This is a genomic window from Anaeromyxobacter dehalogenans 2CP-C (assembly GCF_000013385.1).
GTDB classification, from domain to species: domain Bacteria; phylum Myxococcota; class Myxococcia; order Myxococcales; family Anaeromyxobacteraceae; genus Anaeromyxobacter; species Anaeromyxobacter dehalogenans_B.
In genome coordinates this window covers 2,143,698-2,170,062 of sequence record NC_007760.1, presented here as the reverse complement: position 1 = coordinate 2,170,062, position 26,365 = coordinate 2,143,698, and the positions used below count along the sequence as shown (strand labels likewise).

The following is a 26,365-nucleotide window of genomic DNA, read 5'->3' as shown; positions in this document are numbered from 1 at the left end:
GGAGGCTCCGCGGACGCACCGCTGGAGAAGCTTCCACGTTCCAGGATCTTAGGCTTCACGGAGGCAGAGCTCATGGCGGTCGTTCTTCGTCTGTCGCGCGCGGGCACGCACAAGGCGCCCTTCTATCACGTGGTGGCGACCGACTCGCGCAACGCGCGGGACGGCAAGTACCTCGAGGACGTCGGCATCTACGATCCGACCAAGCGCCCGGAGCGGATCGAGCTCAAGGTCGAGCGGATCGAGCACTGGCTGAAGGCCGGCGCCAAGCCGAGCCAGACGGTCGCGATGATCCTCAAGCGCGCCGCCAAGGCGGCCGCGCCCGCCGCGCCGAAGGCGTAAGGGTCGATGCGCGACCTCGTCCAGTGGCTCGCCCGCGAGCTCGTCGAGCAGAAGGACGCCGTGAGGGTGGAGGCGATCGAGCGCGACCGCGCGACCGTCTTCGAGCTCACGGTGGCCCCCGACGACCTCGGGCGCGTCATCGGGCGGGGCGGCAAGACCGCCAAGGCGTTCCGGACCGTGCTCGACTGCGCGGCCCGGCGCCAGGGCCGGCGCGCGGTGCTCGACATCCTCGACTGACCGTGGCGCTCGTCCGGATCGGCAAGGTGGTCCGGGCGCTCGGGCTCAAGGGTCACCTGGGCGTGGCCGGGTCGGAGGGCGCGCTCGGGACGCTCGAGCGCGTCGTGCTCCGGCACGGCGCGGCCGAGGTGGAGCGGAAGGTGCTGGAGGCGCGGCCGCAGGGGCGCCTCTGGGCGGTGCGGATCGACGGCGTCGCCGATCGCACCGGGGCCGAGGCGCTGGTCGGGGCCGAGGTGCTCGCGCCTCGCGAGGAGCTGGGCGAGGCGGGAGAGGGCAGGCACTACTGGGGCGACCTGGAGGGCCTGCCGGTGGTGACCGTCCAGGGCGAGGCGCTCGGGACGGTGACCGGGCTGATGGAGACCGGCGCGGTGGACGTGCTGGTGGTGCAGGGCGCGCGGGGCGAGCTGCTGGTGCCGCTCGCGCCGTACGTCGAGGTGGATCGCGCGGCGGGCCGGGTGGTGGTGGACCCGCCGGAAGGGCTCCTGGAGCCGTAGGCCGGGGGCGAGGAGGAGGCCGCCGAGGAAGAGGATCGGACGTGGCGAGGCTCGAGGTAGACATCCTGACGCTGTTCCCGCGCATGTGCGCGGGGTACCTGGGGGAGAGCATCCTCGGGAAGGCGCAGGAGGCCGGCCTGCTCGCGGCGACGATCACGGACATCCGCGACCACGCGACGGGCAAGCACCGGGTCTGCGACGACGCGCCGTACGGCGGCGGGGCGGGCATGGTGATGAAGCCGGAGCCGCTCGTCGAGGCCATCGAGGCCGCGCGCGCGCGGCTGCCGGGGGCCTGGGTGGTCCTGACCAGCCCGCGCGGCGCGCGGCTGGACCAGGCGCTGGCGCGGCGGTTCGCGGAGCACGGGCGGCTGATCCTGGCGTGCGGGCGGTACGAGGGAGTGGACGAGCGGGTGATGACGGCGGTGGACATGCAGGTCTCGATCGGAGACTTCGTCCTCACGGGCGGCGAGCTGGCGGCGCTCTGCGTCGTGGACGCCGCCGCGCGCCTCGTCCCCGGCGTGCTGGGCAACGCGGCGTCCGCGGACGCCGAGAGCTTCGCGGGTGCCGAGGGGCTCCTCGAGTACCCGCAGTACACGAGGCCCCCGGAGTTCCGGGGGATGAGGGTTCCGGAGGTCCTCCTGTCCGGGGACCACCGGCGGATCGAGCGGTGGCGCCGGCGCGAGGCGCTCAGGGCCACCCGGGAGCGGAGGCCGGACCTGTTCACGAGGGTCTCGCTTCCCGAGAGCGACCTCCGGCTGATCGACGCCGGGGACGACGAGCTGTAGACGAGCTGTAAAGGAGACGCACGTCATGCTGCGCAAGGCGATTGCCGACATCGAGGCGAAGTACCTGCGGACCGATCTCCCCGAGATGCGTGCGGGCGACAGCGTTCGCGTGCACACGAAGATCAAGGAAGGCGACAAGGAGCGCATCCAGGTCTTCGAGGGCGTGGTGATCGCGTACCGCAAGGGCGCGCCCGGCTCGTCCATGTTCACGGTGCGCAAGGTGAGCTACGGCGTGGGCGTGGAGCGCATGTTCCCCGTGCACAGCCCGCGCATCGACAAGATCGAGGTCGTGGGCCACGGCGGCGTGCGCCGCTCGCGCCTCTACTTCCTGCGCAACCTGCAGGGCAAGGCGGCCCGCCTCCACCAGGAGGAAGGCCCGGGCGCGGCCGACGCCGCCCACGCCGCGCCGACCCCGGCGTAGCGTCCCACCGGCGCGCCGTCCGGCGCCGGCCTCGCACCTCCGCATCTCGCGGCCGCACCCCGGCGTGTGCCGGTGTGCGGCCGTGCCGTGCCCTGGGCGCGGGACGCCGCGCTTCCCGCGTCGGCGCCCGGGAGCTAACATGCCGGCCCGAGCGTGATCCTCCTCGAGTTCGCAGCCCAGGGCGTGCGCGGCGTCGCGCCCGCTGGTGGCCGGGCGACGCTGCGCCCCGGATACAACGTGGTCTCCGCCGACGGCGCCGCCCTGCGCCGCCTGCTCGAGGCGCTGCTGCACCCCGACGCGCGGGACGCGGAGGCGCTGCCGCGCGCGCCCGGCGGCCCGGCCGGCGCGGCGGTGCGCGCCGGGCTCACCCTGGTCGGCGACGACCGCGTCACCTACCGGCTGGTGCGCGACTTCGCGGCCGGCGCGCAGCTCCACCGCTTCGACGCCGAGCGCCGCGCGTTCTCGCTCGTGTCCCAGGACCTCGCCGAGATCGCCGCCGCGCTGCGCGCGCCGGTCGGCGTCCCGCCGCGCGCCCGGCAGGACGCGCTGCTCACCATCGCCGCGGCGGACCTGCCGTCGCGGCGCCAGTCGGTGGGCGGCCCGGCGGCCGCGGTCCCGCAGCGCGCGCCGCTCTCGCCGGAGCAGGCGCGGCGCCGCCGCGCGCAGCTCGAGGCCGAGCTGGTGCGCGCGCGCGCCTCGGAGAAGGTGCAGCACGAGCTGGACGGCCTGCAGGCCCGCGCCGCCGAGCTGGAGGTCGCGCTCCGCGAGGGCGCCCGGCTGCGCGAGGCGCTGGCGGCGGCCGGGCGGGCGCGGGACGAGCTCGCGCCGGTGGCGGCGGCGCGCGACGCGCTCGGGGACGCCGACGCGGCGCTGGCCGCGTACGAGAAGGCGTCCGCGCGCCGCGCCGACGCGGTCGCGCGGATGGACGCCGAGCGCGCCGCGTTCGAGGAGGCCGAGGCCGGCGGGGCGCCGCTGCCGTTCTGGCGGGCGCCGCCGTTCTGGGCCGGCGCCGGCGCCGGCGTGGCCCTGGCGGCCCTGGGCGTGGCGGGCGCGGCGGCGGCCACCGGCATGCGCTACCTGGCGCTGCTCGACATCCCCGCGTTCGGCTGGGCGGCCTGGGTCGCGCTGCGCTGGGTCTCGGCGCAGGAGGCCTGGGAGCGGATCGCCCGGCGGCGCCGGGTGGTGGACGACTGGCAGGCGAAGGTCGAGGCGCAGTTCGAGCGCGACGGCGCCGCGGTCCGCGGCGCGCTGGGCGCGCTCGGCCTGTCCCGGCCGCCGGACCTGCGCGAGGCGCTCGGCAGGCTCGCCGAGGCGGAGGCGGCGGCCACCGGCGCGCGCGCCCGGCTCGACGCCTGGGAGGCGACGCCGGAGGCGCGCGGCGCGGCCGCGGAGAAGGCGCGGCTCGACGAGCAGCAGGTCGCGCTGGAGACGCGGCTCTCCGCCGAGGCGGGCGGGTTCGTCCGCGACGTGCGCTCCATCGAGGCGGAGCTGCAGCGGCTCGAGGCCGAGGCGGCCGCCCCGGCCCCGGCGGCCCCCGCGCCGGTGGTGGCCGCGCCGTCCGCGGCGGAGCCGCTGCGCGAGCTGCTGCTGCGCGCCGCGGCCGAGCTGGGCGGGAGCCCGGCCGCCGCGGGCCGCGGGGTGGCGGAGAAGGCCGGGCAGGCGCTGGCGGGGTTCACCTCGCAGCGGCTGGGCGGCGTGCAGGTGGACGACCGCGGCGGGCTGCACGTGCTCGTCGCCGGGCGGCCGGTGGCGGCCCTGTCGCTCCCGCCGGCGGACCGCGACCTGGTGTTCCTCGCGCTGAAGCTCGCGTTCCTGGAGCAGGGGCTCGCCGGCGGGCGGCGGGTCGGGCTGGTGGACGACGCCTTCCACGGGCTGTCCGACGGCGCGCGGCGCTTCGCGGCGCGCCTGCTCAAGCAGGCGGCGCGCGCGGGCCAGGTCGTCCACGCCACCCCGGACCTCGCGTTCCGCGAGGCCGCGGACCACGGGGCCTAGCGCGATGGCCGGCGGCGCGGGCGGGGACGGGGACGGGCGGCAGGCGCTCGGGCGCGAGGGCGAGGCGCTCGCCGCGGCCTGGCTCGCCGAGCGCGGCTTCCGCATCCTCGACCGCAACCACCGGACCCGGCGCGGCGAGGTGGACCTCGTCTGCCGCGACGGCGAGGTGCTCGTGTTCGTCGAGGTCCGCAGCCGCACCTCCGGCGCGCAGGGCGGCCCCGAGGAGACGGTCGGCCCCCTCAAGGGGCGCCGGGTGGTGGCCGCGGCCACCGACTGGGCGCTCGGGCACGGCGGGCTGGAGCAGGCGATCCGCTTCGACGTGGTCGCGGTCACGTTCGGTGACGGCGAGCCCCGCGTCGAGCACTTCCCGGCCGCGTTCGACGGCGACGGCCGCCCGGGGCACTGGTGACGGCGCGCGCGGCGGCGGCGGGGAGGGCGGGGTGAGCGCGCGGCCGCCGCAGGCCGCGGCGCCGGGCACGCTCTACGTGCTCGCGACGCCCATCGGCAACCTGGGCGACCTGTCGCCGCGGGCCGCGGAGCTCCTGCGCACGGTCTCGGCGGTGGCGGCGGAGGACACGCGCCGCACGCACAAGCTGTTCGCGCACCTGGGCGCGGCCGCGCCGCTGCTCCTGTCGCTGCCCGCGTTCGACGAGCGCGGCCGGCTGGAGCCGGTGCTGGCGCGGCTGCGCGCCGGGCAGTCGGTGGCGCTCTGCACCGACGCGGGCACGCCCGGCGTGTCGGACCCGGGGGCGGCGCTGGTGGCGGCCGCGTGGGAGGCGGGCGTGCCGGTGGTGCCGGTGCCAGGCCCGAGCGCGGCGGTGACGGCGCTCGCGGCCTCCGGGTTCCCGGCCGACCGCTTCGTGTTCGCCGGCTTCCTGCCGCGCAAGGGCGGCGCCCGCGCGGCGGCGCTGGCCTGGCTGGCGTCGTCGCCGGCCACGCTGGTGCTGTACGAGGCCGGGAACCGGACCGCCGAGACGCTCCGCGACCTCGCCGCCGCGCTGGGCGACCGGCCCGCGCTGGTGGCCCGCGAGCTGACCAAGCTGCACGAGGAGCTGGCGCGCGGCCCGCTCGCCGGGCTGGCGGACCGGTTCGCGGGCGAGGTGAAGGGCGAGGTGACGCTGGTGGTGGCGCCGCCCGCGCCCGGCGCGGAGCCGGCCGCGGCCGCGCAGGCCGAGCCGCTCGAGGACGAGCTGCGCCGCCGGCTCGCCGCCGGCGAGCCCCCCTCCGCGATCGCGCGCGAGGTGGCCCGGGCCCGCGGCCTGGTCCGCGCCGACGTCTACGCCGCCCTGGAGCGGCTGAAGCACGGGTGAGCTAGCTCCGCTCGTCCTCGACGTCCACGGCGCCGCGCAGGCCCAGCTCCTTCATCTTCACCTGCAGCGACTTCCGGCTGATCTGGAGCCGCTTCGCGGCGCGGGTGACGTTGCCGCCGGTCTCCTCCAGCGCGCGCGTGATGAGCTCGCGCTCCAGCTCGGCCTGGGCCTGGCGGACGATCTCCTTCATGGACGCGCCGCTCGGCGCGGCGATGGCGCCCAGCGGGCCCACCGCGGCGATGGGGACCGAGGCCTGCGCGCCCTTCTCGCGGAGCGCGTCGGGGAGCGCGCTCGCCTGGATGAGGGGCCCGTCGGCGAACAGCACCGAGCGCTCCATCAGGTTCTCCAGCTCGCGGATGTTCCCGGGCCAGGAGTAGTTCACGAGCAGCTCCAGCGCCTCGCCCTCGATCCCCTCGACCTTCTTGCCCAGGCGCTGGTCGTACTTCTCGATGAAGTGGCGGACCAGCAGCGGCACGTCCTCGCGCCGGTCGCGCAGCGGGGGCAGGGCGATGGGGACCACCGCCAGCCGGTAGTACAGGTCCTCGCGGAAGCGCCCGTCCGCGATGAGCTGCTTCAGGTCGCGGTTGGTGGCGGCGATGAGGCGCACGTCCACCTGGAGGGTCTTGATGCCGCCGACGCGCTCGAACTCGGACTCCTGGATGGCGCGGAGCAGCTTCACCTGCATCTCGACCGGCACCTCGCCGATCTCGTCCAGGAACAGCGTGCCCCCGTCCGCCAGCTCGAAGCGCCCGGGCTTCGAGCCGACCGCGCCGGTGAACGCGCCGCGCTCGTAGCCGAACAGCTCGCTCTCCACCAGGTCCTTGGGGATGGCGGCGCAGTTCACCTTGATGAGCGGCTTGTCGCGCCGGGAGGAGCCGCGGTGCAGCGCCTTCGCGATGAGCTCCTTGCCGGTGCCGCTCTCGCCGGTGATGAGGACCGTGGACGGCGAGTCCGCCACCCGCGCCACCATCTCGTAGATGGCGCGCATGGGCGGGGACTGCCCGATGAGCGGCGGGCCGTCGCCCTCGTTCAGCATCGCGTGCAGGTTCTGGCGCTCCAGGTCGTGCGCGCGCGCCGCCTTGGCGATGACCTTCTTCAGCTCGTCCTGCTCGAAGGGCTTGGTGATGTAGTCGAACGCGCCGGCCTTGAGCGCCGCCACCGCGCTGTCCACCGAGCCGTGCGCGGTGATGAGGATCACCGGCACGTCGGGGAAGTCCTGCGAGACCCGGCGCAGGAGCTCCATCCCGCCCACCCGCGGCATGACCAGGTCGGTGACCACCACGTGCACCGGCGTGCGGTGCAGCACGCCGAGGGCCTGCTCGCCGTCGGCCGCGGTGGTGACCTCGTAGCCCTCGCGCTTCAGCATGGCCGCGAGGACCCGGCGGATGTTCACCTCGTCGTCTACGATGAGGACGTGGGCCACGGCGCCTCGTATCACGGAAGGGCAGGGGGACGCATCAGGCGTGCTTCTTCCGGCGCTTGCGGCCGCGGAGGCGCGCCTCGGCCCGGGCCCGGCGCCGCTCTCGGGCGCGGGCCTTCTCCTCGTCGTCGAGCGGCGGGCGCGGCGCCTCGGCCGGGCGCTCCTCGTGGATGCCGGGCAGCGAGATGAGGAACTCGGCGCCCTCGCCCGCGGCCGAGCGCACCACGATCGTCCCCTGCTGCGCCTTCACGATGCGCTGGCAGATGGCGAGGCCGAGCCCCGTGCCCTTCTCCTTGGTGGTGTAGAAGGGCACGAAGATGGACTCCCGCGCGTCGTCCGGGATGCCCGGGCCGGTGTCGCGGAAGCGGATCTCCACCAGGTCGGCGCGCCGCGCGCCCTCGCGCCAGAACGCCAGCTCGTCGCGGGCCAGCCGGGTGGAGACGGTGAGGCGCCCGCCGCGCGGCATCGCCTGGAACGCGTTCAGCGCGAGGTTCAGGAACACCTGCTTCAGCTGCTCCGCGTCGGCCTGGACCCGCGGCAGCCACTCGGCCAGGTCCAGGTCGAGCCGGACCGCCTCCGGGACCTCGGCCTGCAGGAGCTTGAACGTCTTCTCCAGCACCTCGTTCACCTGCGTGGGCGCGAGCGACGGCTTCAGCGGCCGCGAGTAGTCGAGGAACTGGCTGACCACGCCGTTCAGCCGGTTCACCTCCTCGACCACGATCTCGAAGAACTCGCGGTCGTCCTCGGGGACCTTGCGCGGGTCGAGGTACTGGATGGCGGCCTTGATGGCGGCGAGCGGGTTGCGGATCTCGTGCGCCAGGCCCGCGGACATCTCGCCCAGCGCCGCGAGGCGGTCGCGCTCCTTCATCTGCTGGTACAGCTTCGAGTTCTCGATGACGAGCGCGCAGCGGTCCGCCACCTCGATGAGCGCGGCGATCTCGTCCGAGGCGAACGCCTCCTGCACGCGCTCGTCCCAGCAGGCCAGGAACCCGACCACCCGGTCGCCGGCCAGCAGCGGCATGGTGATGCCGGCGCGCATGGTGCCCATGACCGCGCGCGCGTCGCCGAGCCGCTTCAGCTCCTCGGCGATGGCGGCCGGGGCGCCGCGGCGGCTCACGTGGTCGCCCGGGCCGGTGGGGAGGAGCGCGCGCAGCTCCGACACGCGGCGGTCGATGTTCTCGGCCAGGATCGCCTTCTGGCCCGAGGACGAGGCGCCCAGCAGCGCCCGCGCGGTGGCCGGCTCGAGGAACGGCGCCGGCGGCGGGCCGCGGTAGTCGAGCAGCCGGTACCCGGGGCGATCGTCGGCGAGCAGCCACAGCGAGCAGTGGGTGACCCGGCGCGTCTCCACCAGCCCGTCGAGCACCACCGCCGCGAGCCCGGCCGGCTCGATCACCTTGCCGGTCCGCTCGCGCAGGTCCTCGAGGCGCCGCACCAGCTCGTAGCGCTCGTGGAACAGCGTCGCGACCACCCACTCCTCGACCTTGTCGCGCATCGGGTCGAACAGCGAGAGGATCACGAACGAGGCCACCACCGTGTTGAAGTAGAAGAGCTCCGGCCGGTCGCCCACCCACGACACCAGGCCGCCGTAGATCGCCACCAGCACCAGGCCGAGCGCGGTGACGACGACGATCTTCCCGAGGAACTCGTGCAGGTCGAGCAGCCGGTGGCGCTGCAGCGTCTGCGACAGGAAGAACATGAAGACGGTGAGGACGATCGACCCGAGCCCCTCCGGCGGGTAGGGCACGCCGAACAGCGGCAGCATGTCGAGGGTCGAGAGGACCACCGCCACCAGCGCGCCGACGAACAGGTACTGGAGGCGCGCGCGCTCGACGCGGGTCTGCGAGCCGTGCCGCTTGCCCCAGAGGGTGGAGAGCACGGCCGCGAGGCCGCCCAGCACGTACGCGGCGACCAGGAGCTTGGCGGCCTTCACGTGGACGAGCGGCGTGAGCGCCACCACGATGCCGGAGAGCGAGCCCGCCAGCATGGTGTTCCGCGCGCGGCGGGCGGGCCGGCGCGCCACCCCGAGGAACTCGAGGAAGAAGGCGAGCGCCGCCGCCGGGATGAGCGCGCCGGTCCCGACGGCCAGCCGCTCCCACCACACCATCCCGAACGACTGCTTCCAGCGCAGGAAGAACAGCGCCAGCGAGAACAGGAACAGGTCGGCCGAGAACAGCGCGAACAGCGTGAAGACGCGGGAGCGGTTGTCGCGGAGCAGCGCCGCCGCCGCGAGGGCCAGCGTCACGATCGCGGCGAGCAGGGTGGCCTGGGTGCGGATGTCCACGCGCGCCGATCCTAACCCTTTTCGGCGCTGCGCACCGCACGGGCGCACGCCGGCCGGGGAGGGAATCCGCCCGCCGCCCCGGCCGTTCCTCCCGGTGCGCCCGGGCGGCGCGCCCCCGCCCGCCCCGGCGGGCGGACGGTCCCTTGACCGCGCCTCCCCCGGGTCCCACTCTGTCCCACGGACCGATGCTCACCGCCGCGCTCACCGCCTGCCTCCTCGCCGCCGCCCCGACCCCCACGCCCCCGCCGCTCCGCGAGGCCGACCTCGCGCCGCTGTTCCGCAAGGGCCCCGCCGCGGAGGGCAAGGCCGCCTACGACGCCGGGCGCTGGGCCGACGCCGCCGCCCGGCTGGCGAAGGCGCCCGAGCCGGAGGCGCGCTACGTCCGCGCGCTGGCGCTCCTCGAGGTCCCGCGGCCCGAGGAGGCGCTGAAGGTCCTGGCCGGCCTCGAGGAGCAGGTGCCCGACCTCGCCGATCGGGTGAGCTTCCTGCGCGGCGAGGCGCTCGCCGGCGCGGGGCGCCCGCGCGAGGCGATGGCGGCGTGGGCGCAGGTGCCGGACCGGTCGCTGCTCGGCGCCGAGGCGCGGCTGTCGCGGGCGCGCGCCGCGTGGGCGCTCGGCGAGGGCGCGGCCGCGCTGGAGGCGCTCGCGCCGCTGCTGCGCGAGGGCGCGCCGAACGACCTCTCCCGGCCCGACCTCGCCGCCTCCGCGCTCCTGCTCGCGGGCCGCATCCGGGCCGCGGCCCGGCCGCCGGACCCCGCCGGCGCGCGGCGCGACCTGATGGCGTGCTGGACGGCGCACCCGCTCGCGCCGGAGTCGGCGGAGTGCCTCTCCGCGGCGGCCGCGCTGGCCGCGCCGCACGGGGGGCCGCCCTCGGCCGAGGAGGCGCTGCGGCGCGCGGAGGGGCTGCTCGACGCGAACCGCAACGGCCAGGCGCTGGCGCTGCTCGAGCCCGCGGTGGCGGCGCTCCGCCCCGACGACCTCGGCGGCGCCGCCTGCCGCGCCCGCGCCGCGCTGGGGCGCGCCTACCGCAAGGAGCGCAGCTACCGGCAGGCGATCGCCACGCTGCGCCCGGTGGTGGCGGGCTGCGAGGACGAGGGGCTGCGGGTCCGGTCGCTGTACCTGCTCGCCGGCGCGTCCTCGATCTCCGGGGACCGCGACGAGGCGGTGGCGCTCTACCGCCAGCTCGCGCGCGACTTCGCCGGCCACGCCTTCGCCGACGACGCGCTGTTCTTCGCCGCGGACCTGCTGGCGCGGAACGGCAAGCCGCAGGAGGCGCGCGAGGCGCTGGCGGCGCTGGTGCGGGACCACCCGGGCGGCGACTACCGCGAGGAGGCGCGCTTCCGGCTCGCGTGGCTGCTGAAGCAGGCGGGCGATCTCGACGGCGCGGTCGCGCAGCTGCTCGCGGTCGAGGAGGAGCAGGCTGGCCGCGACGGCTACGAGCACGCGCGGGCGGCGTACTGGCGCGCCCGGCTGCTCGCCGCGCGCGGCGAGGACGGGCGCCGGGCCGCCGAGGCGGTGTTCACCGACCTCGCCTCGCGCTACCCCACCGACTACTACGGCCTGCTCGCGCGGGCCCGCCTGGACGGCCACGGCGGCCAGCGCCTCCCGGCGCGCCGCGCGGCGCCGGCCGGCGGCACCGCCGAGGCCGCCTACGACCCGGGCCAGCTCCGCGAGGAGCCGCACTTCCGGGCCGGCCTGCTGCTGCTGCGCATGGGCCTGCCGCGCGCGGCGTCCGAGGAGCTGTCGGCGATCCCCGCCGCGCGGCTGCGCGCGCCCGGCGACGCGCCCGAGCCGGTGCTGCTGGTGGCCGACCTGCTCGATCGCGCCGGCGACCACCGCGCCGCGCACAACCTGCTGCGCACCCGCGCGCGCGGCGCGCTCCGCAAGCCGCCCGAGGGCGAGAACCTGCGCGCCTGGCGGATCGCGTACCCGCCGGCCTATCGCGACGACGTGCGCCGCTGGGCGGCGCCCGCCGGCGTGCCGGTCGAGCTGGTGCAGGCGCTCATGCGCGAGGAGAGCGCGCTCGACCCGCGCGCCATGTCCGGCGCCGGCGCGGTCGGCCTCACCCAGCTCATGCTCCCCACCGCGCAGTCGGTGGCGAAGGGCCTGAAGCTCTCGCGGCCGACGCGGACCGATCTCATGCGCGCCTCGCTCAACATCCGCCTCGGCTCGCACTACCTGGGCGAGCTGGTGCGCCGGTTCGACGGCTCGCTCCCGCTCGCGCTCGCCGCGTACAACGCCGGCGGCGGCGCGGTCCGGCGCTGGATGGGCGGGCGCGACGGGCTCGACGTGGACGAGTTCGTGGAGGAGATCCCGGTGGAGGAGACGCGCGGCTACGTGAAGCGCGTGCTCCGGTCCTACGCCGCGTACCGGCTGCTCTACGGCGCGCCCGAGGAGGCGTCCCTGGGGCTGCTCCGCCGCGCCGGCGGGAAGGGCTGACCCGGAGGAGGGGCGCGCGGCGCCCCACGGGGCCGCGGCGATCCGCGCCCCCGGGCCCGCGTGCGGCCGCCGGGGCCGCCGCGTATGATCTTCCGAACAGCGATGCTCGAAACCGGCGTCCTCGTCCTCAACCGGGTTTACCAGCCGGTACACATCACCTCGGTGCGGCGCGCGTTCACGCTGCTGTACCAAGGGGTGGCGAAGGCGCTCGACGAGCAGTTCCAGCTGTTCGACTTCGAGAGCTGGAGCGCGCTGGCCGCCGCCGCGGGCCAGGACTCGGTGGGCACGGTGGGACGGCGCATCCGGGTGCCGCGGGTGATCGTGCTGCTCGCCTACGAGCACCTGCCGCGGGCGCGCGTGCGCTTCTCCCGCTTCAACATCTACGCGCGCGACGAGAACACCTGCCAGTACTGCGGCCGGCGCTTCCGCCGCGCGGAGCTGAACCTGGATCACGTGGTCCCGCGCTCGCGCGGCGGGTCCACCACGTGGGAGAACGTCGTCTGCTCGTGCGTGCGCTGCAACCTGCGGAAGGGCGGGCGGACGCCGGAGGAGGCCGGGATGCGGCTGCTGCGCCAGCCGGCCCGGCCGCGCTGGACGCCCACGTTCCGCAGCCGGGCGCGGCGGGCGCTGTATCGCGAGTGGCGGCCTTTCCTGTCCCTGGCCGACGCCGCATACTGGAACGCCGAGCTGTTGGAGTAGTCGTCCTTTCGGATTAGGATGAGGCGATGGGCGACGTCCCGACGCTCAAGCTGGTGAGGACCGTTCCGGAGCCGGAGCCCGCGCACCGGCCGGCCGGCCCGCGCCCGGACGCGACCCGCGCCCGGCGCATCGTCGCGGTCGGCGGCGGCAAGGGCGGCATCGGCAAGAGCCTCATCTCCGCGAACCTCGGCATCGAGCTGGCCCGGCGCCGCCGGCGGGTGGTGCTGGTGGACGCCGACCTGGGCGGCGCGAACCTGCACACCACGCTGGGCCTGGACGTGCCGCAGCGGACGCTGTCCGACTTCATCGAGCGGCGCGTGCCGCGCATCGACGACGTGGTCACGCCGACCGGCATCGAGAACCTGGGGCTGGTCTCCGGCGCGCTCGACCACCTCGACGCCGCCAACCCGCCCTACGCCCAGAAGATGCGGCTGCTGCGCCACATCCAGCAGCTCGACGTGGACTACGCCATCCTCGACCTCGGGGCCGGCACGCACACGAACGTGCTCGACTTCTTCCTGGTGGCCGACCACGGCGTGCTGGTGCTGGTGCCGGAGCCGACCGCGGTCGAGAACGCGTACCGGTTCGTGAAGGCGGCGTTCTGGCGGCGGATGCGGAACGTCGCGCAGGTGTACGGGTACGAGTCGCTGCTCCGGACCGTGATGGCCGGCGGCAACTTCCGCAGCCCGGTGGAGCTGGTGACCACCGTGAGCCAGCGCGATCCCGAGGCCGGCGCGAACCTGGCCCGGCAGCTCGCCGCGTTCCGGCCGCGGCTGGTGGTGAACGAGGCGCGCACGCCGCAGGACGCCGACGTCGGCAAGGCCGTGGTGGCGGCGTGGCGCAAGTACTTCGGGCTCGAGATGGACTATCTCGGGTTCATCCCCTACGACGACGAGATGTGGCGTACGCTCCGCGCGCGCCGCCCGCTGCTCGTCGAGCGACCCGACGTCCGGGCCGCCAAGGCCTTCGCCGGGATCGCCGACGCGCTGCTGGCGCTCGACATCGCGGCGCGGCACGAGGCTTGAGGTGTTGAAGCGGCTCGCAGACCAGACCCTGTACGAGATCCTGGAGGTCCCGCCCGACGCGTCGTCGCGCGACATCGCCGAGGCGGTGGAGCGCGCCCGCGCGCTGTACGGGCCGGGCTCGATCGCGACCTACACGCTGATGTCGAGCGAGGAGGCGTCGCTGCTCACGCGCCGGATCGAGGAGGCGCAGTCCACGCTCCTCGACCCGGACGCGCGGCGGCGCTACGACGACCTGCTCGGCGACCGCTCCGGCGCCGCGAACGCCGAGACCGCCGAGGCCGAGGCCGGCGCCCGGTGGCCGCAGCCCGCGCGCGTGCTCCCGCTCGTGCCGCAGCCGGACCGCGAGGAGGCCCTGCGCGAGGCCGAGGCGAGCGCCGAGGAGTCCTGGCCGCTGCGTCCGGGCCACGCCGCCGGCGCGTCGGCGCCGACCCCGCCGCCCGCGCCCGAGCCGCCGCCGCTCCCGGCGAGGCCGCCTCCCATCCCGCTCCGGCGAGAGGTGAGCGGTCCGGCCATGACGCCGGTGCCGCTGCCCTCGCAGGCGGCGCCCGAGCCCATCCCGCTGGTGGCCGCGGCGGCCCCGGGCGGCGCGCCGGCGCCCGACGCCACCGCCTGGACCGGCGAGGTGCTCCGGCGTCTCCGCGAGGCGCGCGGGATCACGCTCCAGCAGCTCTCGGAGCGCATCAAGGTCACCCGTCACCACATCGAGAACATCGAGGGAGACCGCTTCGGGCTGCTGCCCGCGCCGGTCTACCTGCGCGGCATCCTGCTCAGCATGGCGCGCGAGCTGCGCCTCGACGGCCAGAAGGTGGCGCGCTCCTACCTCGAGCGCGTCGCCGCCGCGACCCCCGGCCCCGGCGCGCCCCGGCCGCGCTGAGCGTCCCTCGACTCCGGCCGTGCCCCGATCGTCCCGCTCACCCCGAGCGTCCCTCGACTCCGGCCGTGCCCCGATCGGCCCGCTCACCCCGAGCGTCTCTCGACTCCGGCCGTGCCCCGATCGTCCCGCTCACCCCGAGCGTAGGGCCGCGGAGCGGCCCGGAGTCGAGGGGCCCCGGCCTACGCTCGGGATGAGCGGACGGAGTCGAAGGGTCGGGATGAGCGGCCGGAGCCGACGGTTCCACGGTGCGTGCGGGCCGCATCGTTGACCACCCCGGGAAGCCGGCGTACGATCCGCCCCGTATGCCGCTCATCGACTCACCCGAGGCCGCCACGCGCCTGGCGCGGGCGATCTGCTCCGACGTCTCCCTCTACAACGAGGAGAAGATCGTCCGCGGCATCGAGCAGGACAACTTCTTCGACGCGCTGCGCGAGGAGCTGGAGGAGGGCCGCGAGCTGTACCGCTCGCGCGTCTCGCCGGACCTCTACGGCCGCACCAACTTCTACGACCGGGCCATCGTGGACGTGATCCTGAAGTCCAAGGGGCACGTGAAGTCCCGCATCTGGTGACGCGGCCCCCGCCGCGCGCGGAGCCCGGATCCGCCCCCGCCGAAGCCGGCGAGACGCCCGACCGGCGCACCCTGCACGTCCCCCCGGAGCTGGCCGGCGCGCGCCTCGACGCGGCGCTGGTCCGGCTCGCGCCCGAGCTCTCCCGCGCCCGCGTCCAGCGCCTGGTGGAGGCGGGGAGGGTCCAGGTGGACGGCCGCGCCGCGAAGGCGTCCGCGCGGCTCCGCGGCGGCGAGGCGATCGCGCTCGAGATCCCGCCGCCCGAGCCGAGCGGGCTGGTCGCGCAGGACCTGCCGCTCGCGGTGCTGCACGAGGACGCCGACCTCATCGTGCTCGACAAGGCGCCCGGGATGGTGGTGCACCCGGCGCGCGGCACGCCGCACTCGACCGTCGTGAACGCGCTCCTCCACCGGCTCGGGCTGCCGGCCGCCGCCGGGCCCGACGGCGCGCTGCCGCGGCTCGGCCTGGTCCACCGGCTCGACAAGGACACCTCGGGCTGCCTGGTGGTCGCGAAGACCGAGGCGGCGCTCGCGGCGCTCCAGGCGCAGTGGAAGGGCCGCTCGGTCGAGAAGGTGTACCTGGCGCTGTGCCACGGCGCGCTCGCGGCGGCGGGCCGGCTCGACACGCCCTACGGCCGCCACCCGCGCGACCGGCTGCGCTTCACCGGCCGGCTGGCGTCCTCGCGCCGGGCGATCACCGAGTGGCGGGTGCGCGAGGCGTTCGGCCCGGCTGCCTCGCTCGCCGAGGTGACGCTGCACACCGGCCGCACGCACCAGATCCGCGTCCACCTCTCCGAGGCGGGCCACCCGCTGCTCGGGGACGCGGTCTACGGCGGGACCCGCCGCGAGGCCCGGCTCGCGCCCGACGATCCCGCGCGGCGCGCGGCGGAGGCGGTGGGGCGCCAGGCGCTGCACGCGCTGCGGCTCGGCCTCGACCACCCGCGCACCGGGCGGCGCCTCGTGGTGGAGGCGCCGGTCCCGGCCGACCTGCGCGCGGCGCTCGAGATCCTGCGCGCGGCGCAGCCCGGGAACGCGGGCCCCGCGCCCCGGCGCCGCCGTTAGCTCAGGGCCGCGGGGCCGCGGCCGGCTCGAGGCGCCGGGCGAGCTGGCACTGCAGCGCGTAGCGATCGAGGCCGCGCAGCAGCTCCCGGCGCGCGTCGGCCGGCTCGCGCTCCGGCAGCGCGTCGAGCGCGCGCTGCTGCAGCGGGATGGCCTCGCCGCAGCGCCCCAGGTCGGACAGCACCGCGGCGTACCCGGCCAGCACCGACGCGCTCCACGGCGCGAGCTGCGCGGCGCGGCGCGCGAACGGCAGCCCCTCGCCGGAGCGGCCGCGCCCGAGCAGCTCCTGCGCGAGGTTGTAGAGCGCGGCCGGGTTCGTGGGCGCGAGGTCCGCGGCGCGGCGGAGCGCGGCCTCGCGCGCGCCGGCCTGCTCCTCGCCGTCGAGCGCCGAGGCGAGGAACGTCCACGCCCGCGGGTCGTCCGGGTGGGCGGCCACCGAGCGGCGCGCCAGCCTGGCCGGGTCGAGCTTGTCCATGGCGGCGAGGTACTGGAGCGCGATGGGGTGCGCCGGATCCTCCAGCAGCGCCTCGCGCACCTCGTCCTCCAGCGCGGCCCGGCCCTTGCGCGGCCCGAGCTGCCACAGCGCCAGCCGGAGCGCGTGCACCTCGACCGGCGCGACCGCGCGCTCGAAGTACCCGACCGCCACCGGCACGTCCGCCTCGCGCCGCCGCGCCTCGAGCGGCCCGCGGGCGTAGTCCGCGAGCGTCCGGTCGAGCCGCTCCAGCGCGCCGGGCGCGGACGGATCGAGATCCGGCAGCGCCGCGGTCCAGGCCCGCGCCGGCGCCTCGCCCTCGGCCAGGCGCCGCTCCAGCTCGCCGAACGCCTCGGGCCGGCGGTGCGCCAGCCAGTGCACCAGCAGCCAGCTCGCGGCGTACTCGTCGAGCGCCGGCCGCCGGCCCGGGCCGCCGTCCCACGCCAGCAGCTCGCGCACCGGGACCGGGGAGGCGCGGGCCCGCGCCAGCCGATCGGCGGGGGGCGCGCCCACGTGCAGCGCGCGCACGCCCGGGTCGTCGCCGAGCGACTCCATGTAGACCGCCAGCCCCTCGGCGAACCAGCGCGGCTGCCGCCGGAGCGCGCCGGCGAGGTAGTGGTGCGTCAGCTCGTGCGCGAGGAGCGCGCGCTGGCGCCGGTCGATCGCGCCCGACAGCACGATGCGCGGCGGCCCGCCGGCGTAGCGCAGGTAGTAGCCCTCCGCGCCGTCGGGCGCGAACGGGCGGTACTCCTGGTCGGTGCGGAAGGCGATCACCTCGACGCGCGCGTCGTCCTCGGACGCGGGCGTGCCGGGCGCCGGCGCGCCGAGCGTGGCCGCGACCCCGGCGCGCAGCCGCTCCAGGCGCGCGACCAGGGCGGCGGCCTCCGGCGCGCGCAGGTCGGTGCGCAGCACGAAGTGGTCGCTGGTGAGCTCGCGCCACGGGGCGCCGCCGTGCGCCGGGCAGCGGAAGGTGCGCGCAGGCGCCGCGCACGCCTGCGCGAGCAGCGCGGCGAGCACGAGCGGCAAGGACGCGGCGGCCGGGGGTGACCGCATGACCCGCGATGGTACGCGCGCCGCCGGGCGCCTCCGCAAGCCCCCCCTCCCGACGCGGGAGCGCGGCTAGGGCGTGCGCGCCGGCCGGAGGTGGGGCGGGTCGCGCGGCTCGGGCAGCTCGGCGGGCGGCTCGACCGGCGGCTCGCTGCCCTGGAGCTGCACCTCGAGCCGGAAGGTGACGGCGTACTCGCGGAAGCGCCCGCCGCGCTCGGCCTCCCACGGCCAGGCCACCTCCGGCTCCAGCTCGTAGAAGATCCAGCGGCGGTAGAGGTCGCGCCGCAAGCGGGCGTACACGCGGTAGCGGTCCACGTCCGACGGCGCGTCGGTGGCGCCCTCCACCGAGGCCGCCAGCGACACGGCCGTCCGCGGGCCGAGCGCGCGGAGGCCGGCCAGCTCCGAGCCCCACTCGATCCCGCGGCTGCGCTGGGTGAGCCGCGAGGTGCCGGCGAGCCGGAGGAGCGCGATGGATCCGAGCGGGCGCTCGACCGAGGCGTCGAGCGAGGTACCGAGCCGCGTGTCGGTGCGCCAGAACCCGGCCAGCGCCATGCGGCCCAGCACCCACCGGCCCAGCGGGACCGACGCCCGGTAGCGCACCCGGCCGAACGCGCCGACCGGCAGCTCGAGCAGGAGGCCCGCGCCGAGGTCCACGTGCGAGTAGAGGCCGTCCCAGGCGCCGTAGCGCAGCTCCGCGTTGGCGGCGCCCTGCTGGTTCGGGCCGAGCGGCGTCGCGCCGGTGAGCTCCGGGTAGAACCCGTTCACCACGTCCTCGGCCTGGCCGACGATCACGAGGCGGAGCCGCTCCAGCCTCCGGTTCAGCCCGGGCAGCCGCAGGCTCGCCCGCACGTCGAGCGCGTACGCGGGCGTGCCGTACTGGTGGACCCGGAGCGCGTTGCGGACGCGGAGGAAGGAGCGGGCGCGCTCGGCCTCGAGGTCGCGCTCGTCGGAGAAGAACCGGTCGAGCACCAGCACCGGCGCGAACAGCCGCTCCTCGAGGAAGGCGTGGCCGACGTCGAGCCAGGTGTCCTCGGCGTAGGCGGGCGGGGAGGTGTCCTTGGGCGGGACGGAGGGATCGGGCGGCGGCGCCGGCGCCGCCTCGGGGGCGGCCTCGGCGGCCGGCGATGGCGCGGGCGCGGGCGGCACCTCGGCGGTCGGCGGCGCGGGCGTGGACGGCGCCGCCGCGGGCGGCGCGTCCGGCTCCGGCGGCTCGCCGGCCGTCGCTGCGACCGCGACCGCGGCGAGCAGCGCCGCGGCGAGGGCGCGCAGCGGGCGGAGGCGTCGGACGGGGCGCACGCGACGACGTTACCGGGAGTCGGTCCCGCGCGACAGGGGCGCGCGCGCCTCCAGCCGGCGCAGGTTGCCGCGGGCCTCCCGGCTGGACGGGACGAGCTCGAAGCCGGCCTCGGCGATGGTCCGCTCGGTGTCGCGGTTCGGATGGCAGCCGCCGGTCACCCAGGTCCAGGCCGGCTGGAGGACGTCGTGGATCCGGCCCGCGAGGCCCGCCGGGCGGACGTGCTCCATCGCGCGCAGGTCGCCGCCGGGCCGGAGCACGCGCCGCAGCTCGGCGAGCGCGCGCGGCGGGTCCTCCACGCTGCACAGCACCAACGCGCACAGCACGGTGTCGAACGCCCCGTCGCGGAAGGGCAGCGCCTCGGCCTTCGCCCGGACCATCGGCACGCCCGGGCCCCGGCGCCGGGCCCGGGCCAGGTTCTGCGGGTGGGGATCGAGCGCCAGGATGCGCACCTCGCCCGGCGCGAGCGGCAGGTTGCGGCCGGTCCCGGTGCCGAGGTCGAGCGTCCGGCCCCGGGCCCCGCCGGCGAGCCACCGCCGCCAGCGCCCCACCACCCCGCGCTCCGCGAGCGTGAGGCCGAGGTCGTAGAGCCAGGGGATCTGCTCGAGGCCGCGCATCGGTCAGTCCAGGTAGCCCTGCGCCTGCAGGTGGAACAGGTGGGCGTAGCGGCCGTCCCGCGCGATCAGCTCCTGGTGCGTGCCGAGCTCCTCGAGGCGGCCGCCGTGCAGCACGCCGATGCGGTCGGCGATCCGGACCGTCGAGAACCGGTGGGAGATGACGATGGCGGAGCGGTGGGCGGCGAGCGCCTGGAAGCGGTGGAACAGCTCGTGCTCGGCCTCCGCGTCGATGGACGCGGTCGGCTCGTCGAGGATGAGCACCTCCGCCTCGCGCATGAACGCCCGCGCGATGGCCAGCTTCTGCCACTGCCCGGCGGAGATCTCGTGGCCGCGCTCGAACCAGCCGCCCAGGACGGTGTCGTAGCGCTGCGGCAGCGCGTCGATGACCGGCTCGGCGCCGCCGCGGCGGGCCGCCTCCTCGATGCGGGGCCGGTCGTCCACGTGGAGCGGGTTGCCGAGGCCGATGTTCTCGGCGGCCGTGAACTGGTAGCGCACGAAGTCCTGGAACACCGCGCCGATCCGGCCGCGCAGGTCGGCCGGGTCCATGTCGCGCAGGTCCACCCCGCCGTACAGGATGGCGCCCTCGGTGGGCTCGTAGAGCCGCAGCAGCAGCTTCACCAGCGTGCTCTTCCCCGCGCCGTTCTCGCCGACCAGGCCCAGCTTCTCGCCCGGCGCCAGCGTGAGCGTGACGTTCCGGAGCGCCCACTCCTGCTGGCCCGGGTAGCGGAAGGACACGTCGCGCAGCTCGAGCGCGCCGGGGCGGCCCCGCGGCGGCGACAGGGCCGGCCGGACCCGCGGCGCCTCGCCGCCGGTCGGGATGCCGAGGAAGTCGAACAGATTGGACATGAACAGCGCGTCCTCGTACATGCCGCCCATGGCGGAGAGGATGGCCTGCACCGCCCCCTGGCCCTGCCGGAAGACCGCGATGTAGAGCGTGAGGTCGCCGAGCGTGATGGCGCCCTGGGCGGCGCGGCCCGCCATGAGCGCGTACATGCCGTAGAAGGCGGCCAGCGAGACCAGCCCGAACGCCACGCCGGCGCGCATGCGGCGGATGGCGATGCGCCGGTCCTCCTCGAAGAACTTGCGGAACAGCGCCCGGTAGCGCCCCAGCACCAGCGGGCCCAGCCCGAACAGCTTCACCTCCTTGACGTGGCTGTCGCGGGTCAGGATCCACTCGAGGTAGTTGAGCTTGCGCCCCTCGGGTGCGCGCCAGGTGTTCACCCGGAACGACTCGGCCGAGAGGCGCGCCTCGGCGACGAACGCCGGGATCGACGCGGCGACGATGACGAGCACGCTCGCCGGGGAGAGGCGGAGCAGCAGCCCGGACAGCGCGGCGAGCGTGACGGCGTTCTGCCCGATGGCGAACGCCTGCATGGCGAGGGACAGCGGCCGGGCGGAGGCCTCCCGCCGGGCGTTCTGCATCTTGTCGTAGACCTCGGCGTCCTCGAAGTGCCGGAGCTCGAGCTCGACCGCCTTCTCCAGGATGCGCTCGTTGATGACGTTGCCGACGCCGGCGCGCATCAGCTCGCGGAGCATCCCGAGGAGCCGGGCGAGCGCCAGCTGGAGGCCCATCAGCCCGGCCTCCGCGGCGACGAGCCACAGCACGCGCACCCGATCCGCGGCGAGGCCGCTGCGGGCGGAGGCCACCACGCCGTCCACGATGAGCTTGCCGACCCAGGCGACCGCGGCGGGCAGCAGGGCCGAGACCAGCGTCAGCGCCGCCACCGCCAGCGCGCTGCGGCGGTCGGTGTCCCACACCAGCCGCAGCGTGCCCGGCACCTGCCGGAACACGGTCCGGGCGCCCGCGATCCGGCCCCGGAGCGAGGCGTCGGCGGTGGGGCGGGGAGGGCGGGCGTGGCGCGGGGTCACCGGGGATCGTTCCTTAGCGGACGGCGCCCGCGAAGTCGACGGGCGCGACGCTTCATTTCTCGGCCGTGGTGTCGTAGATCAGCGGCGACATGAGCATCCCCGAGCAGCGGAGCGACGCGACGACGGCGATGGCGGCCGCGGACTGGTCCATCGAGCGCGCGGCGCAGTACTACAACGTGAGCGGCTGGGGCGCGGGCTTCTTCTCGATCAACGAGAAGGGGCACGTCGCCGTCCACCCCATGGGCCAGCCGGGCCCGACCATCGACCTCATGGACGTCGTCGAGGACATCCGCGAGCGCAACATCGGCTTCCCGTGCGTGGTCCGGTTCCAGGACGTGCTGCGCGCCCGGGTGAAGCAGATCAACGAGGCGTTCGGGAAGGCCGTCGCCGAGATGGGCTACGGCGCGAGCTACTTCGGCGTCTACCCGATCAAGGTGAACCAGATGCGCGAGGTGGTCGACGAGATCGTCGATGCCGGCGCGCCGTACCACTACGGCCTGGAGGCCGGCTCGAAGGGCGAGCTGCTGGTGGTGCTCGGGATGAACGCCGACCCCGAGGCGCTCACCATCTGCAACGGCTACAAGGACGAGGAGTACCTGCGGCTGGCGCTGCTCGGGCGAAAGCTCGGCCGCAAGGTCATCGTGGTGATCGAGAAGCTCTCCGAGCTGCCGCAGCTCCTGCGGCTGGGCGAGGAGATGGGCGTGGACCCGATGGTCGGGCTCCGCTCCAAGCTCACCACCCGCGGCACCGGGAAGTGGGAGGGCTCCTCCGGCGACTTCGCCAAGTTTGGCCTCACCGTCCCGGAGCTGATCCAGGCGGTGCGGATCCTGAAGGAGGCCGGCAAGGAGCACTGCGCGAAGCTCCTCCACTTCCACGTCGGCTCGCAGCTCACCGAGATCCGGGTGGTGAAGGACGCCGTGAACGAGGGCGCCCGCGTCTACGCCAAGCTGCGGAAGATGGGGCTGCCCATCGAGTACTTCGACGTGGGCGGCGGCCTGGGCGTGGACTACGTGGGCACCCGCACCAACGACTTCGCCTCCTCGGTGAACTACTCGATGGACGAGTACGTGGGCGACGTCGTCTACAACGTGCAGCGCGTCTGCATGAACGAGGGCGTGCCCGAGCCGCACCTGGTCTCGGAGTCGGGCCGCGCCGTCACCGCGCACCACTCCTGCATCATCATCCCGGTGTTCGGGCACATCGAGATCGGCTCGGCGGAGGAGATCGCCAAGGCCTCCGAGCCCGAGCCGAACGAGGCCAAGGTGGTCCGCGAGATGCGCGAGATCGTCACCTCGCTCACCCCGCGCAACCGCGCCGAGACCTACCACGACGCCGCCGCCAAGAAGGAGGAGGCGCTCCAGATGTTCAAGCTCGGCATCCTCGGGCTGGAGGAGCGCGCGGTGGTGGAGAGCCTGTTCTGGAAGCTGGTGCGGGGGATCGCCGAGCTGAACCGCGGCAAGAAGCGCCCGCCCCGCGAGACCCGCGACCTCGGCGACAAGATCGCCGACCAGTACATGGCGAACTTCTCGCTCTTCCAGAGCGCGCCGGATCACTGGGCCTTCGACCAGCTCTTCCCGATCGTGCCGCTGCACCGCATGGGCGAGGCGCCCACCCGCGACACGACCATCGTGGACATCACCTGCGACTCCGACGGGAAGATCGACCGCTTCATCGAGGGGGAGGGGGTGGACGAGACGCTCTCGCTCCACGCGCTCCGCCCCGGCGAGCCGTACTACCTCGGCATGTTCATGACCGGCGCCTACCAGGACATCATGGGCGACATGCACAACCTGTTCGGCCGGGTGAACGAGATCCACGTGTTCGTGGACGACGAGGACCCGGAGGACTTCTACATCGAGGAGGTCATCCCCGGGGACACCATCGAGAAGGTGCTCTCGCGCGTGCAGTACGAGCCCGCCGACCTGTTCCGCCGCGTGAAGGCCGCGCTCGACCAGAAGGTGAAGGAGGGCGCCATCCGGCCGAAGGAGGGCGTGGGCCTGCAGGACTTCTACGAGGCGGTGATGAAGGGCTACACGTACCTGGGCGGCGTGTAGCGCTTGCGCCCGCGCGCCCGCGGCGCCATGGATCCGGCGTGGCGCGGCGCAGGCAGGGCGAGGGCCACGAGACCTTCGTGGAGCGCCTCATCCGCGAGGCGCAGGAGGAGGGCGCGTTCGAGCGCCTCTCCGGCGCCGGCAAGCCGCTGCCGCTCACCGGCGGCGAGCTGCCCGAGGCCTGGTGGATCAAGGAGAAGCTGAAGCGCGAGGGGCTCTCCTCGCTGCCCGACGCGATCGCGATCCGCCACGAGGCCGAGGCGGTGCTGGCCGGGACCGAGCGGCTCGACGACGAGCGGGTGGTCCGCGAGCGGCTCGAGGCGCTGAACGCGCGCATCCGCCGCATCAACCGGACCGCGGTGGCAGGCCCGCCCACCACGCTCGCGCCGCTCGACGTGGACGCGGCGCTGGAGCGCTGGCGGGCGCGCCGCGCCGCGGGCGCCCCGGCGCCGGGCCTCCGCCGCGGGTGAACGGACCCACCAGGGCGTCTGCGGACCTCGAGGCGGCGGCGCATCATGGTGACCGACCGTCAACCAACCCGGCGCGCGGCCGGGGAGAGGAGCCGAGATGAGCGGCGTCTACAAGAAGATCGACGTGGTCGGGACGTCCCCGGTGAGCTTCGCGGAGGCGACCCGGGCCGCGATCGAGGAGGCGGGCCGGACGGTGCGGCACATGAGCTGGTTCGAGGTGGCCGAGCAGCGCGGCGCCATCAAGGACGGCAAGGTCGCCGAGTTCCAGGTGACGCTGCGCATCGGCTTCAAGCTGGAGTGAGGCGGGACGCGGCGGCGCTCCCGGGCCGCGGGGCCCGGGAGCGCGCGCGGGCTACTTCGCCTTCGCCGCCGCCTTGCCGGCGGGCTTCACCTCGATGCTCGTGGCGGTCATGCGGTACTCGACCGTCACCTTGTCGCCCTTCTTCACCTCGCCGGCGAGCTTGGTGTCCGCGGCCCTGGCGATCTCCCACTTCTCCTTGCCCTTCTGCACGGTGATGCTCTCGTCGCCGACCTCCACCACCGGGCCGGTGACCTGGTACGTCTTCGTGGCGCCGAGCGCCGGCGCGGCGAGGCCGGCGAGCAGGGCGGCGAGTGCGAGGCGCTTCATGTCCGTCTCCTGGTTCAGGGGGGCTGCGGGCGTCATTGACGGCCTCGCCTCGCCGGCGGGAAAGCGTCACGTGGGGTGCCCTCGGGCGGGTGGCGCCGGTCGTGGCGCGCCCGTTAGATCCCTCGCATGTTCGCCAAGAAGCCCAGCCTTCCGGCGGCCGGCGAGGCGCTCCCCGGCCGCGCCGAGCCGATGCCCGTCCCCGAGCAGCACTTCGTCAGCGGGAACCGGATCGTCCCCCCGTTCCCCGAGGGCCTGGAGTTCGCCGACTTCGGCCTCGGCTGCTTCTGGGGCGCCGAGCGGGTGTTCTGGAAGCTGCCGGGCGTGTACGCGACCGCGGTCGGCTACGCGGGCGGCGTGACGCCCAACCCGACGTACCGCGAGGTCTGCACCGGCCGCACCGGGCACGCGGAGGTCGTGCGCGTGGTGTTCGACCCGGCCAAGATCTCGTACGCCGATCTCCTGAAGGTGTTCTGGGAGTCGCACGACCCGACGCAGGGCATGCGGCAGGGGAACGACGTCGGCACGCAGTACCGCTCGGCGGTCTACACGCACGGCGAGGCGCAGCGGCGGCTGGCGGAGGCGTCGCGCGAGGCGTACCGGGCCGCGCTCGCGGCGCGCGGCGGCGGGGCGATCACCACCGAGCTCCGCGACGCGCCGCCGTTCTACTATGCCGAGGAGTATCACCAGCAGTACCTGGCCAAGAACCCGGAGGGCTACTGCGGGATCGGCGGCACCGGGGTGACCTGCCCCGCGTTCGCCGCGCGGTGAGGCGCGGGCGCGCCGGTCCTCCGGCGGCCGCTTGATCCAGCGCAGGGCGCGCGAAACCTTTGCGCGGCACGCCTCCGTGCCTTGGTGGCGGGGCTGTCGGAGCGCGCCGCACCTCGGGTATGTTGCGCGCCATGCCCGTGGCGCCCTTCGCAGCGTTCCTGGCGCTGGCGCTCGCCGCGACGCCCCAGCCTTCCCCGCAGAGCGCGCGGGTGGCCTCGGTCCCGGAGGCCGCCGGCGGCGTGGTGATGACGGCGCTCCCGCCGCCGCCGTCGAAGGTCGTCCGCACCACCAAGACCTACGGCACGGTCACGCTCGACCACGCCGCGCACCTCGCGCGGAAGATCTCCTGCAAGTCCTGCCACGGGAACGGCGCGGTCACGAAGATCGAGTTCACGCCGAGGCAAGCCCACGACACCTGCCGCAGCTGCCACGTGCAGCTCGCGAAGGGGCCGACCGACTGCCGTGGCTGCCACGTGGTGCCGCCGAAGGAGGCGCCGGCGGTGGCCGAGGCCGCCCCTGCGCCCGCTGCCGGGGCGGTGATCCGGGCCGGCGAGGCGCGGCCGGTCATGTCGGCGGGGCCCTCCGCCGGCGCCGCGACCGGCGTCGCTGCGGTCAGGGGCGCCGCGGCGGTGCCGTCGCTGCCGCACGGCGACGCGGGCGAGGTGGAGCCCGGGCCGGCGCTGGCGCCGTTCGTGCGCACGCTCGAGGCCGGCCTCTCCGTGCTCGGCGGCACGGGTCAGGACCTCGTCGCCGGCCCCTCCGTCCGGCTCACCTCGCACTACGACCGGGCGCTCCTCACGCACAGCCTGGACTGGGTGGGCGGGCGGGACCAGGGCCGCGTCCTGTTCATGGTGGGCGGCGGCGCCGAGCTCCCGGTGCACGAGCGCGTCTCGCTCCAGCTCGTCGGCATCGGCGGCGTGGACGCGGCCGGGAGCACGGTCGTGCTCATGCCCGCCCTGGGCGCGCGGGTGGGCCTGGCGTGGCGGCGCCCCGTCTCCTGGCTCGACACGCTCACCTTCTCCTTCTCCGGCGTGTCCGACCTGGTGCGACGCCGCAACGACCTCGGTGAGCGCGAGGGCGGGACCATGTTCGCCTTCGGCCTGATGTCGGGGTTCCGGCTGGAGCAGTTCGCGCGCTGACGCGGCGCACCGCGGGCGAATGGCGGCAGAGCAAGGGAATCGAATGCGTGGCTCAACGCCGGGGATTCCGG

The 26,365-nt window shown here is 75.7% G+C and carries 26 protein-coding genes; 19 read left to right on the top strand and 7 right to left on the bottom strand.

All coding sequences use genetic code 11. The features are described from left to right. The first annotated feature begins 72 nt into the window (after window positions 1-72). The 8 genes from rpsP to rsmI all read left to right on the top strand — a co-directional run bounded on the left by rpsP (window position 73) and on the right by rsmI (window position 5,578). Window positions 73-339, top strand: coding sequence for a 30S ribosomal protein S16 (gene rpsP, locus ADEH_RS09955; RefSeq protein WP_011420970.1), 267 nt, complete (start codon window positions 73-75; stop codon window positions 337-339). A 6-nt stretch (window positions 340-345) separates the two neighbouring features. Continuing rightward, on the top strand, window positions 346-576 hold the full coding sequence (locus tag ADEH_RS09950; RefSeq protein WP_011420969.1) for a KH domain-containing protein: 231 nt from the start codon (window positions 346-348) through the stop codon (window positions 574-576). 2 nt (window positions 577-578) lie between these two features. Beyond that, window positions 579-1,070: a ribosome maturation factor RimM gene (gene rimM, locus ADEH_RS09945; RefSeq protein WP_011420968.1), complete on the top strand. Its 492-nt coding sequence runs from the start codon at window positions 579-581 to the stop codon at window positions 1,068-1,070. A 41-nt stretch (window positions 1,071-1,111) separates the two neighbouring features. After that, window positions 1,112-1,855 (top strand): tRNA (guanosine(37)-N1)-methyltransferase TrmD, encoded by a 744-nt coding sequence (gene trmD / locus ADEH_RS09940; RefSeq protein ID WP_011420967.1) that lies wholly within the window; start codon window positions 1,112-1,114, stop codon window positions 1,853-1,855. A gap of 25 nt (window positions 1,856-1,880) precedes the next feature. Then, the gene (gene rplS, locus ADEH_RS09935; RefSeq protein ID WP_011420966.1) at window positions 1,881-2,276 is read left to right on the top strand and encodes a 50S ribosomal protein L19; all 396 of its coding nucleotides are present in this window, start codon (window positions 1,881-1,883) and stop codon (window positions 2,274-2,276) included. A gap of 153 nt (window positions 2,277-2,429) precedes the next feature. Beyond that, a complete protein-coding gene (locus tag ADEH_RS09930; protein ID WP_011420965.1) occupies window positions 2,430-4,268 on the top strand; it encodes a hypothetical protein in 1,839 nt (612 codons plus the stop codon). Between the two features lie 4 nt (window positions 4,269-4,272). Next, window positions 4,273-4,677 carry a YraN family protein gene (locus tag ADEH_RS09925; protein ID WP_011420964.1) on the top strand — a complete coding sequence of 135 codons (405 nt, stop codon included), beginning with the start codon at window positions 4,273-4,275 and terminating at the stop codon, window positions 4,675-4,677. 31 nt (window positions 4,678-4,708) lie between these two features. Next, window positions 4,709-5,578, top strand: a complete 870-nt coding sequence (rsmI, locus tag ADEH_RS09920) for a 16S rRNA (cytidine(1402)-2'-O)-methyltransferase (protein WP_011420963.1) — start codon at window positions 4,709-4,711, stop codon at window positions 5,576-5,578. 1 nt (window position 5,579) lies between these two features. Here rsmI and ADEH_RS09915 read toward each other — a convergent pair whose 3' ends face one another. Continuing rightward, window positions 5,580-7,001: a sigma-54-dependent transcriptional regulator gene (locus ADEH_RS09915; RefSeq protein ID WP_011420962.1), complete on the bottom strand. Its 1,422-nt coding sequence runs from the start codon at window positions 6,999-7,001 to the stop codon at window positions 5,580-5,582. 34 nt (window positions 7,002-7,035) lie between these two features. Beyond that, window positions 7,036-9,279: a sensor histidine kinase gene (locus ADEH_RS09910; RefSeq protein ID WP_011420961.1), complete on the bottom strand. Its 2,244-nt coding sequence runs from the start codon at window positions 9,277-9,279 to the stop codon at window positions 7,036-7,038. A gap of 185 nt (window positions 9,280-9,464) precedes the next feature. On the opposite strand from ADEH_RS09910, the gene ADEH_RS09905 reads away from it, so the two are divergent. The 6 genes from ADEH_RS09905 to ADEH_RS09880 all read left to right on the top strand — a co-directional run bounded on the left by ADEH_RS09905 (window position 9,465) and on the right by ADEH_RS09880 (window position 15,942). Then, window positions 9,465-11,717, top strand: coding sequence for a transglycosylase SLT domain-containing protein (locus ADEH_RS09905; protein ID WP_011420960.1), 2,253 nt, complete (start codon window positions 9,465-9,467; stop codon window positions 11,715-11,717). 102 nt (window positions 11,718-11,819) lie between these two features. Further along, window positions 11,820-12,416 (top strand): HNH endonuclease, encoded by a 597-nt coding sequence (locus tag ADEH_RS09900; protein WP_041453477.1) that lies wholly within the window; start codon window positions 11,820-11,822, stop codon window positions 12,414-12,416. Between the two features lie 26 nt (window positions 12,417-12,442). Then, window positions 12,443-13,441 (top strand): P-loop NTPase, encoded by a 999-nt coding sequence (locus ADEH_RS09895; RefSeq protein WP_011420958.1) that lies wholly within the window; start codon window positions 12,443-12,445, stop codon window positions 13,439-13,441. A gap of 1 nt (window position 13,442) precedes the next feature. Then, window positions 13,443-14,315 (top strand): helix-turn-helix domain-containing protein, encoded by an 873-nt coding sequence (locus tag ADEH_RS09890; RefSeq protein ID WP_011420957.1) that lies wholly within the window; start codon window positions 13,443-13,445, stop codon window positions 14,313-14,315. A 302-nt stretch (window positions 14,316-14,617) separates the two neighbouring features. Beyond that, entirely contained in the window at window positions 14,618-14,884 is a 267-nt protein-coding gene (locus ADEH_RS09885; protein ID WP_041453476.1) for a hypothetical protein, read from the top strand. Beyond that, window positions 14,881-15,942 carry an RluA family pseudouridine synthase gene (locus tag ADEH_RS09880; RefSeq protein WP_011420955.1) on the top strand — a complete coding sequence of 354 codons (1,062 nt, stop codon included), beginning with the start codon at window positions 14,881-14,883 and terminating at the stop codon, window positions 15,940-15,942. The genes ADEH_RS09885 and ADEH_RS09880 overlap by 4 nt, the downstream gene beginning before the upstream one ends. Window position 15,943: 1 nt before the next feature. On the opposite strand, the gene ADEH_RS09875 is transcribed toward ADEH_RS09880, so the two are convergent. From ADEH_RS09875 to ADEH_RS09860, 4 genes are all read right to left on the bottom strand, one after another. After that, window positions 15,944-17,464, bottom strand: a complete 1,521-nt coding sequence (locus ADEH_RS09875) for a hypothetical protein (protein ID WP_011420954.1) — start codon at window positions 17,462-17,464, stop codon at window positions 15,944-15,946. A 66-nt stretch (window positions 17,465-17,530) separates the two neighbouring features. After that, the gene (locus ADEH_RS09870; RefSeq protein WP_011420953.1) at window positions 17,531-18,754 is read right to left on the bottom strand and encodes a hypothetical protein; all 1,224 of its coding nucleotides are present in this window, start codon (window positions 18,752-18,754) and stop codon (window positions 17,531-17,533) included. A gap of 9 nt (window positions 18,755-18,763) precedes the next feature. Continuing rightward, on the bottom strand, window positions 18,764-19,369 hold the full coding sequence (locus ADEH_RS09865) for a class I SAM-dependent methyltransferase (RefSeq protein WP_011420952.1): 606 nt from the start codon (window positions 19,367-19,369) through the stop codon (window positions 18,764-18,766). A 3-nt stretch (window positions 19,370-19,372) separates the two neighbouring features. Then, window positions 19,373-21,238, bottom strand: coding sequence for an ABC transporter ATP-binding protein (locus ADEH_RS09860; protein ID WP_011420951.1), 1,866 nt, complete (start codon window positions 21,236-21,238; stop codon window positions 19,373-19,375). Window positions 21,239-21,327: 89 nt separating this feature from the next. Here ADEH_RS09860 and speA point away from each other — a divergent pair, with 89 nt between their 5' ends. The 3 genes from speA to ADEH_RS09845 all read left to right on the top strand — a co-directional run bounded on the left by speA (window position 21,328) and on the right by ADEH_RS09845 (window position 24,060). Further along, window positions 21,328-23,292, top strand: coding sequence for a biosynthetic arginine decarboxylase (speA, locus tag ADEH_RS09855; RefSeq protein WP_011420950.1), 1,965 nt, complete (start codon window positions 21,328-21,330; stop codon window positions 23,290-23,292). A gap of 38 nt (window positions 23,293-23,330) precedes the next feature. After that, window positions 23,331-23,759, top strand: coding sequence for a DUF1992 domain-containing protein (locus tag ADEH_RS09850; protein WP_041453475.1), 429 nt, complete (start codon window positions 23,331-23,333; stop codon window positions 23,757-23,759). A gap of 97 nt (window positions 23,760-23,856) precedes the next feature. After that, window positions 23,857-24,060, top strand: a complete 204-nt coding sequence (locus tag ADEH_RS09845) for a dodecin (RefSeq protein ID WP_011420948.1) — start codon at window positions 23,857-23,859, stop codon at window positions 24,058-24,060. A 51-nt stretch (window positions 24,061-24,111) separates the two neighbouring features. On the opposite strand, the gene ADEH_RS09840 is transcribed toward ADEH_RS09845, so the two are convergent. Continuing rightward, window positions 24,112-24,387, bottom strand: coding sequence for a hypothetical protein (locus ADEH_RS09840; protein WP_041453474.1), 276 nt, complete (start codon window positions 24,385-24,387; stop codon window positions 24,112-24,114). 126 nt (window positions 24,388-24,513) lie between these two features. Here ADEH_RS09840 and msrA point away from each other — a divergent pair, with 126 nt between their 5' ends. Beyond that, window positions 24,514-25,155, top strand: coding sequence for a peptide-methionine (S)-S-oxide reductase MsrA (msrA, locus tag ADEH_RS09835; RefSeq protein WP_011420946.1), 642 nt, complete (start codon window positions 24,514-24,516; stop codon window positions 25,153-25,155). A 131-nt stretch (window positions 25,156-25,286) separates the two neighbouring features. Beyond that, window positions 25,287-26,294, top strand: coding sequence for a cytochrome c3 family protein (locus tag ADEH_RS09830; RefSeq protein WP_011420945.1), 1,008 nt, complete (start codon window positions 25,287-25,289; stop codon window positions 26,292-26,294). Window positions 26,295-26,365 lie beyond the last annotated feature (71 nt).

Bases quoted from the DNA above. Each gene is read 5' to 3' on its own strand.
- ADEH_RS09950 (WP_011420969.1), top strand. From the start codon at position 346: ATGCGCGACCTCGTCCAGTGGCTCGCCCGCGAGCTCGTCGAGCAGAAG.
- ADEH_RS09900 (WP_041453477.1), top strand. From the start codon at position 11,820: ATGCTCGAAACCGGCGTCCTCGTCCTCAACCGGGTTTACCAGCCGGTA.
- rpsP (WP_011420970.1), top strand. From the start codon at position 73: ATGGCGGTCGTTCTTCGTCTGTCGCGCGCGGGCACGCACAAGGCGCCC.
- ADEH_RS09845 (WP_011420948.1), top strand. From the start codon at position 23,857: ATGAGCGGCGTCTACAAGAAGATCGACGTGGTCGGGACGTCCCCGGTG.
- ADEH_RS09885 (WP_041453476.1), top strand. From the start codon at position 14,618: ATGCCGCTCATCGACTCACCCGAGGCCGCCACGCGCCTGGCGCGGGCG.
- rplS (WP_011420966.1), top strand. From the start codon at position 1,881: ATGCTGCGCAAGGCGATTGCCGACATCGAGGCGAAGTACCTGCGGACC.
- ADEH_RS09905 (WP_011420960.1), top strand. From the start codon at position 9,465: ATGCTCACCGCCGCGCTCACCGCCTGCCTCCTCGCCGCCGCCCCGACC.
- ADEH_RS09925 (WP_011420964.1), top strand. From the start codon at position 4,273: ATGGCCGGCGGCGCGGGCGGGGACGGGGACGGGCGGCAGGCGCTCGGG.
- speA (WP_011420950.1), top strand. From the start codon at position 21,328: ATGAGCATCCCCGAGCAGCGGAGCGACGCGACGACGGCGATGGCGGCC.
- ADEH_RS09830 (WP_011420945.1), top strand. From the start codon at position 25,287: ATGCCCGTGGCGCCCTTCGCAGCGTTCCTGGCGCTGGCGCTCGCCGCG.
- ADEH_RS09875 (WP_011420954.1), bottom strand. From the start codon at position 17,464: ATGCGGTCACCCCCGGCCGCCGCGTCCTTGCCGCTCGTGCTCGCCGCG.
- msrA (WP_011420946.1), top strand. From the start codon at position 24,514: ATGTTCGCCAAGAAGCCCAGCCTTCCGGCGGCCGGCGAGGCGCTCCCC.
- ADEH_RS09840 (WP_041453474.1), bottom strand. From the start codon at position 24,387: ATGAAGCGCCTCGCACTCGCCGCCCTGCTCGCCGGCCTCGCCGCGCCG.
- ADEH_RS09865 (WP_011420952.1), bottom strand. From the start codon at position 19,369: ATGCGCGGCCTCGAGCAGATCCCCTGGCTCTACGACCTCGGCCTCACG.
- ADEH_RS09895 (WP_011420958.1), top strand. From the start codon at position 12,443: ATGGGCGACGTCCCGACGCTCAAGCTGGTGAGGACCGTTCCGGAGCCG.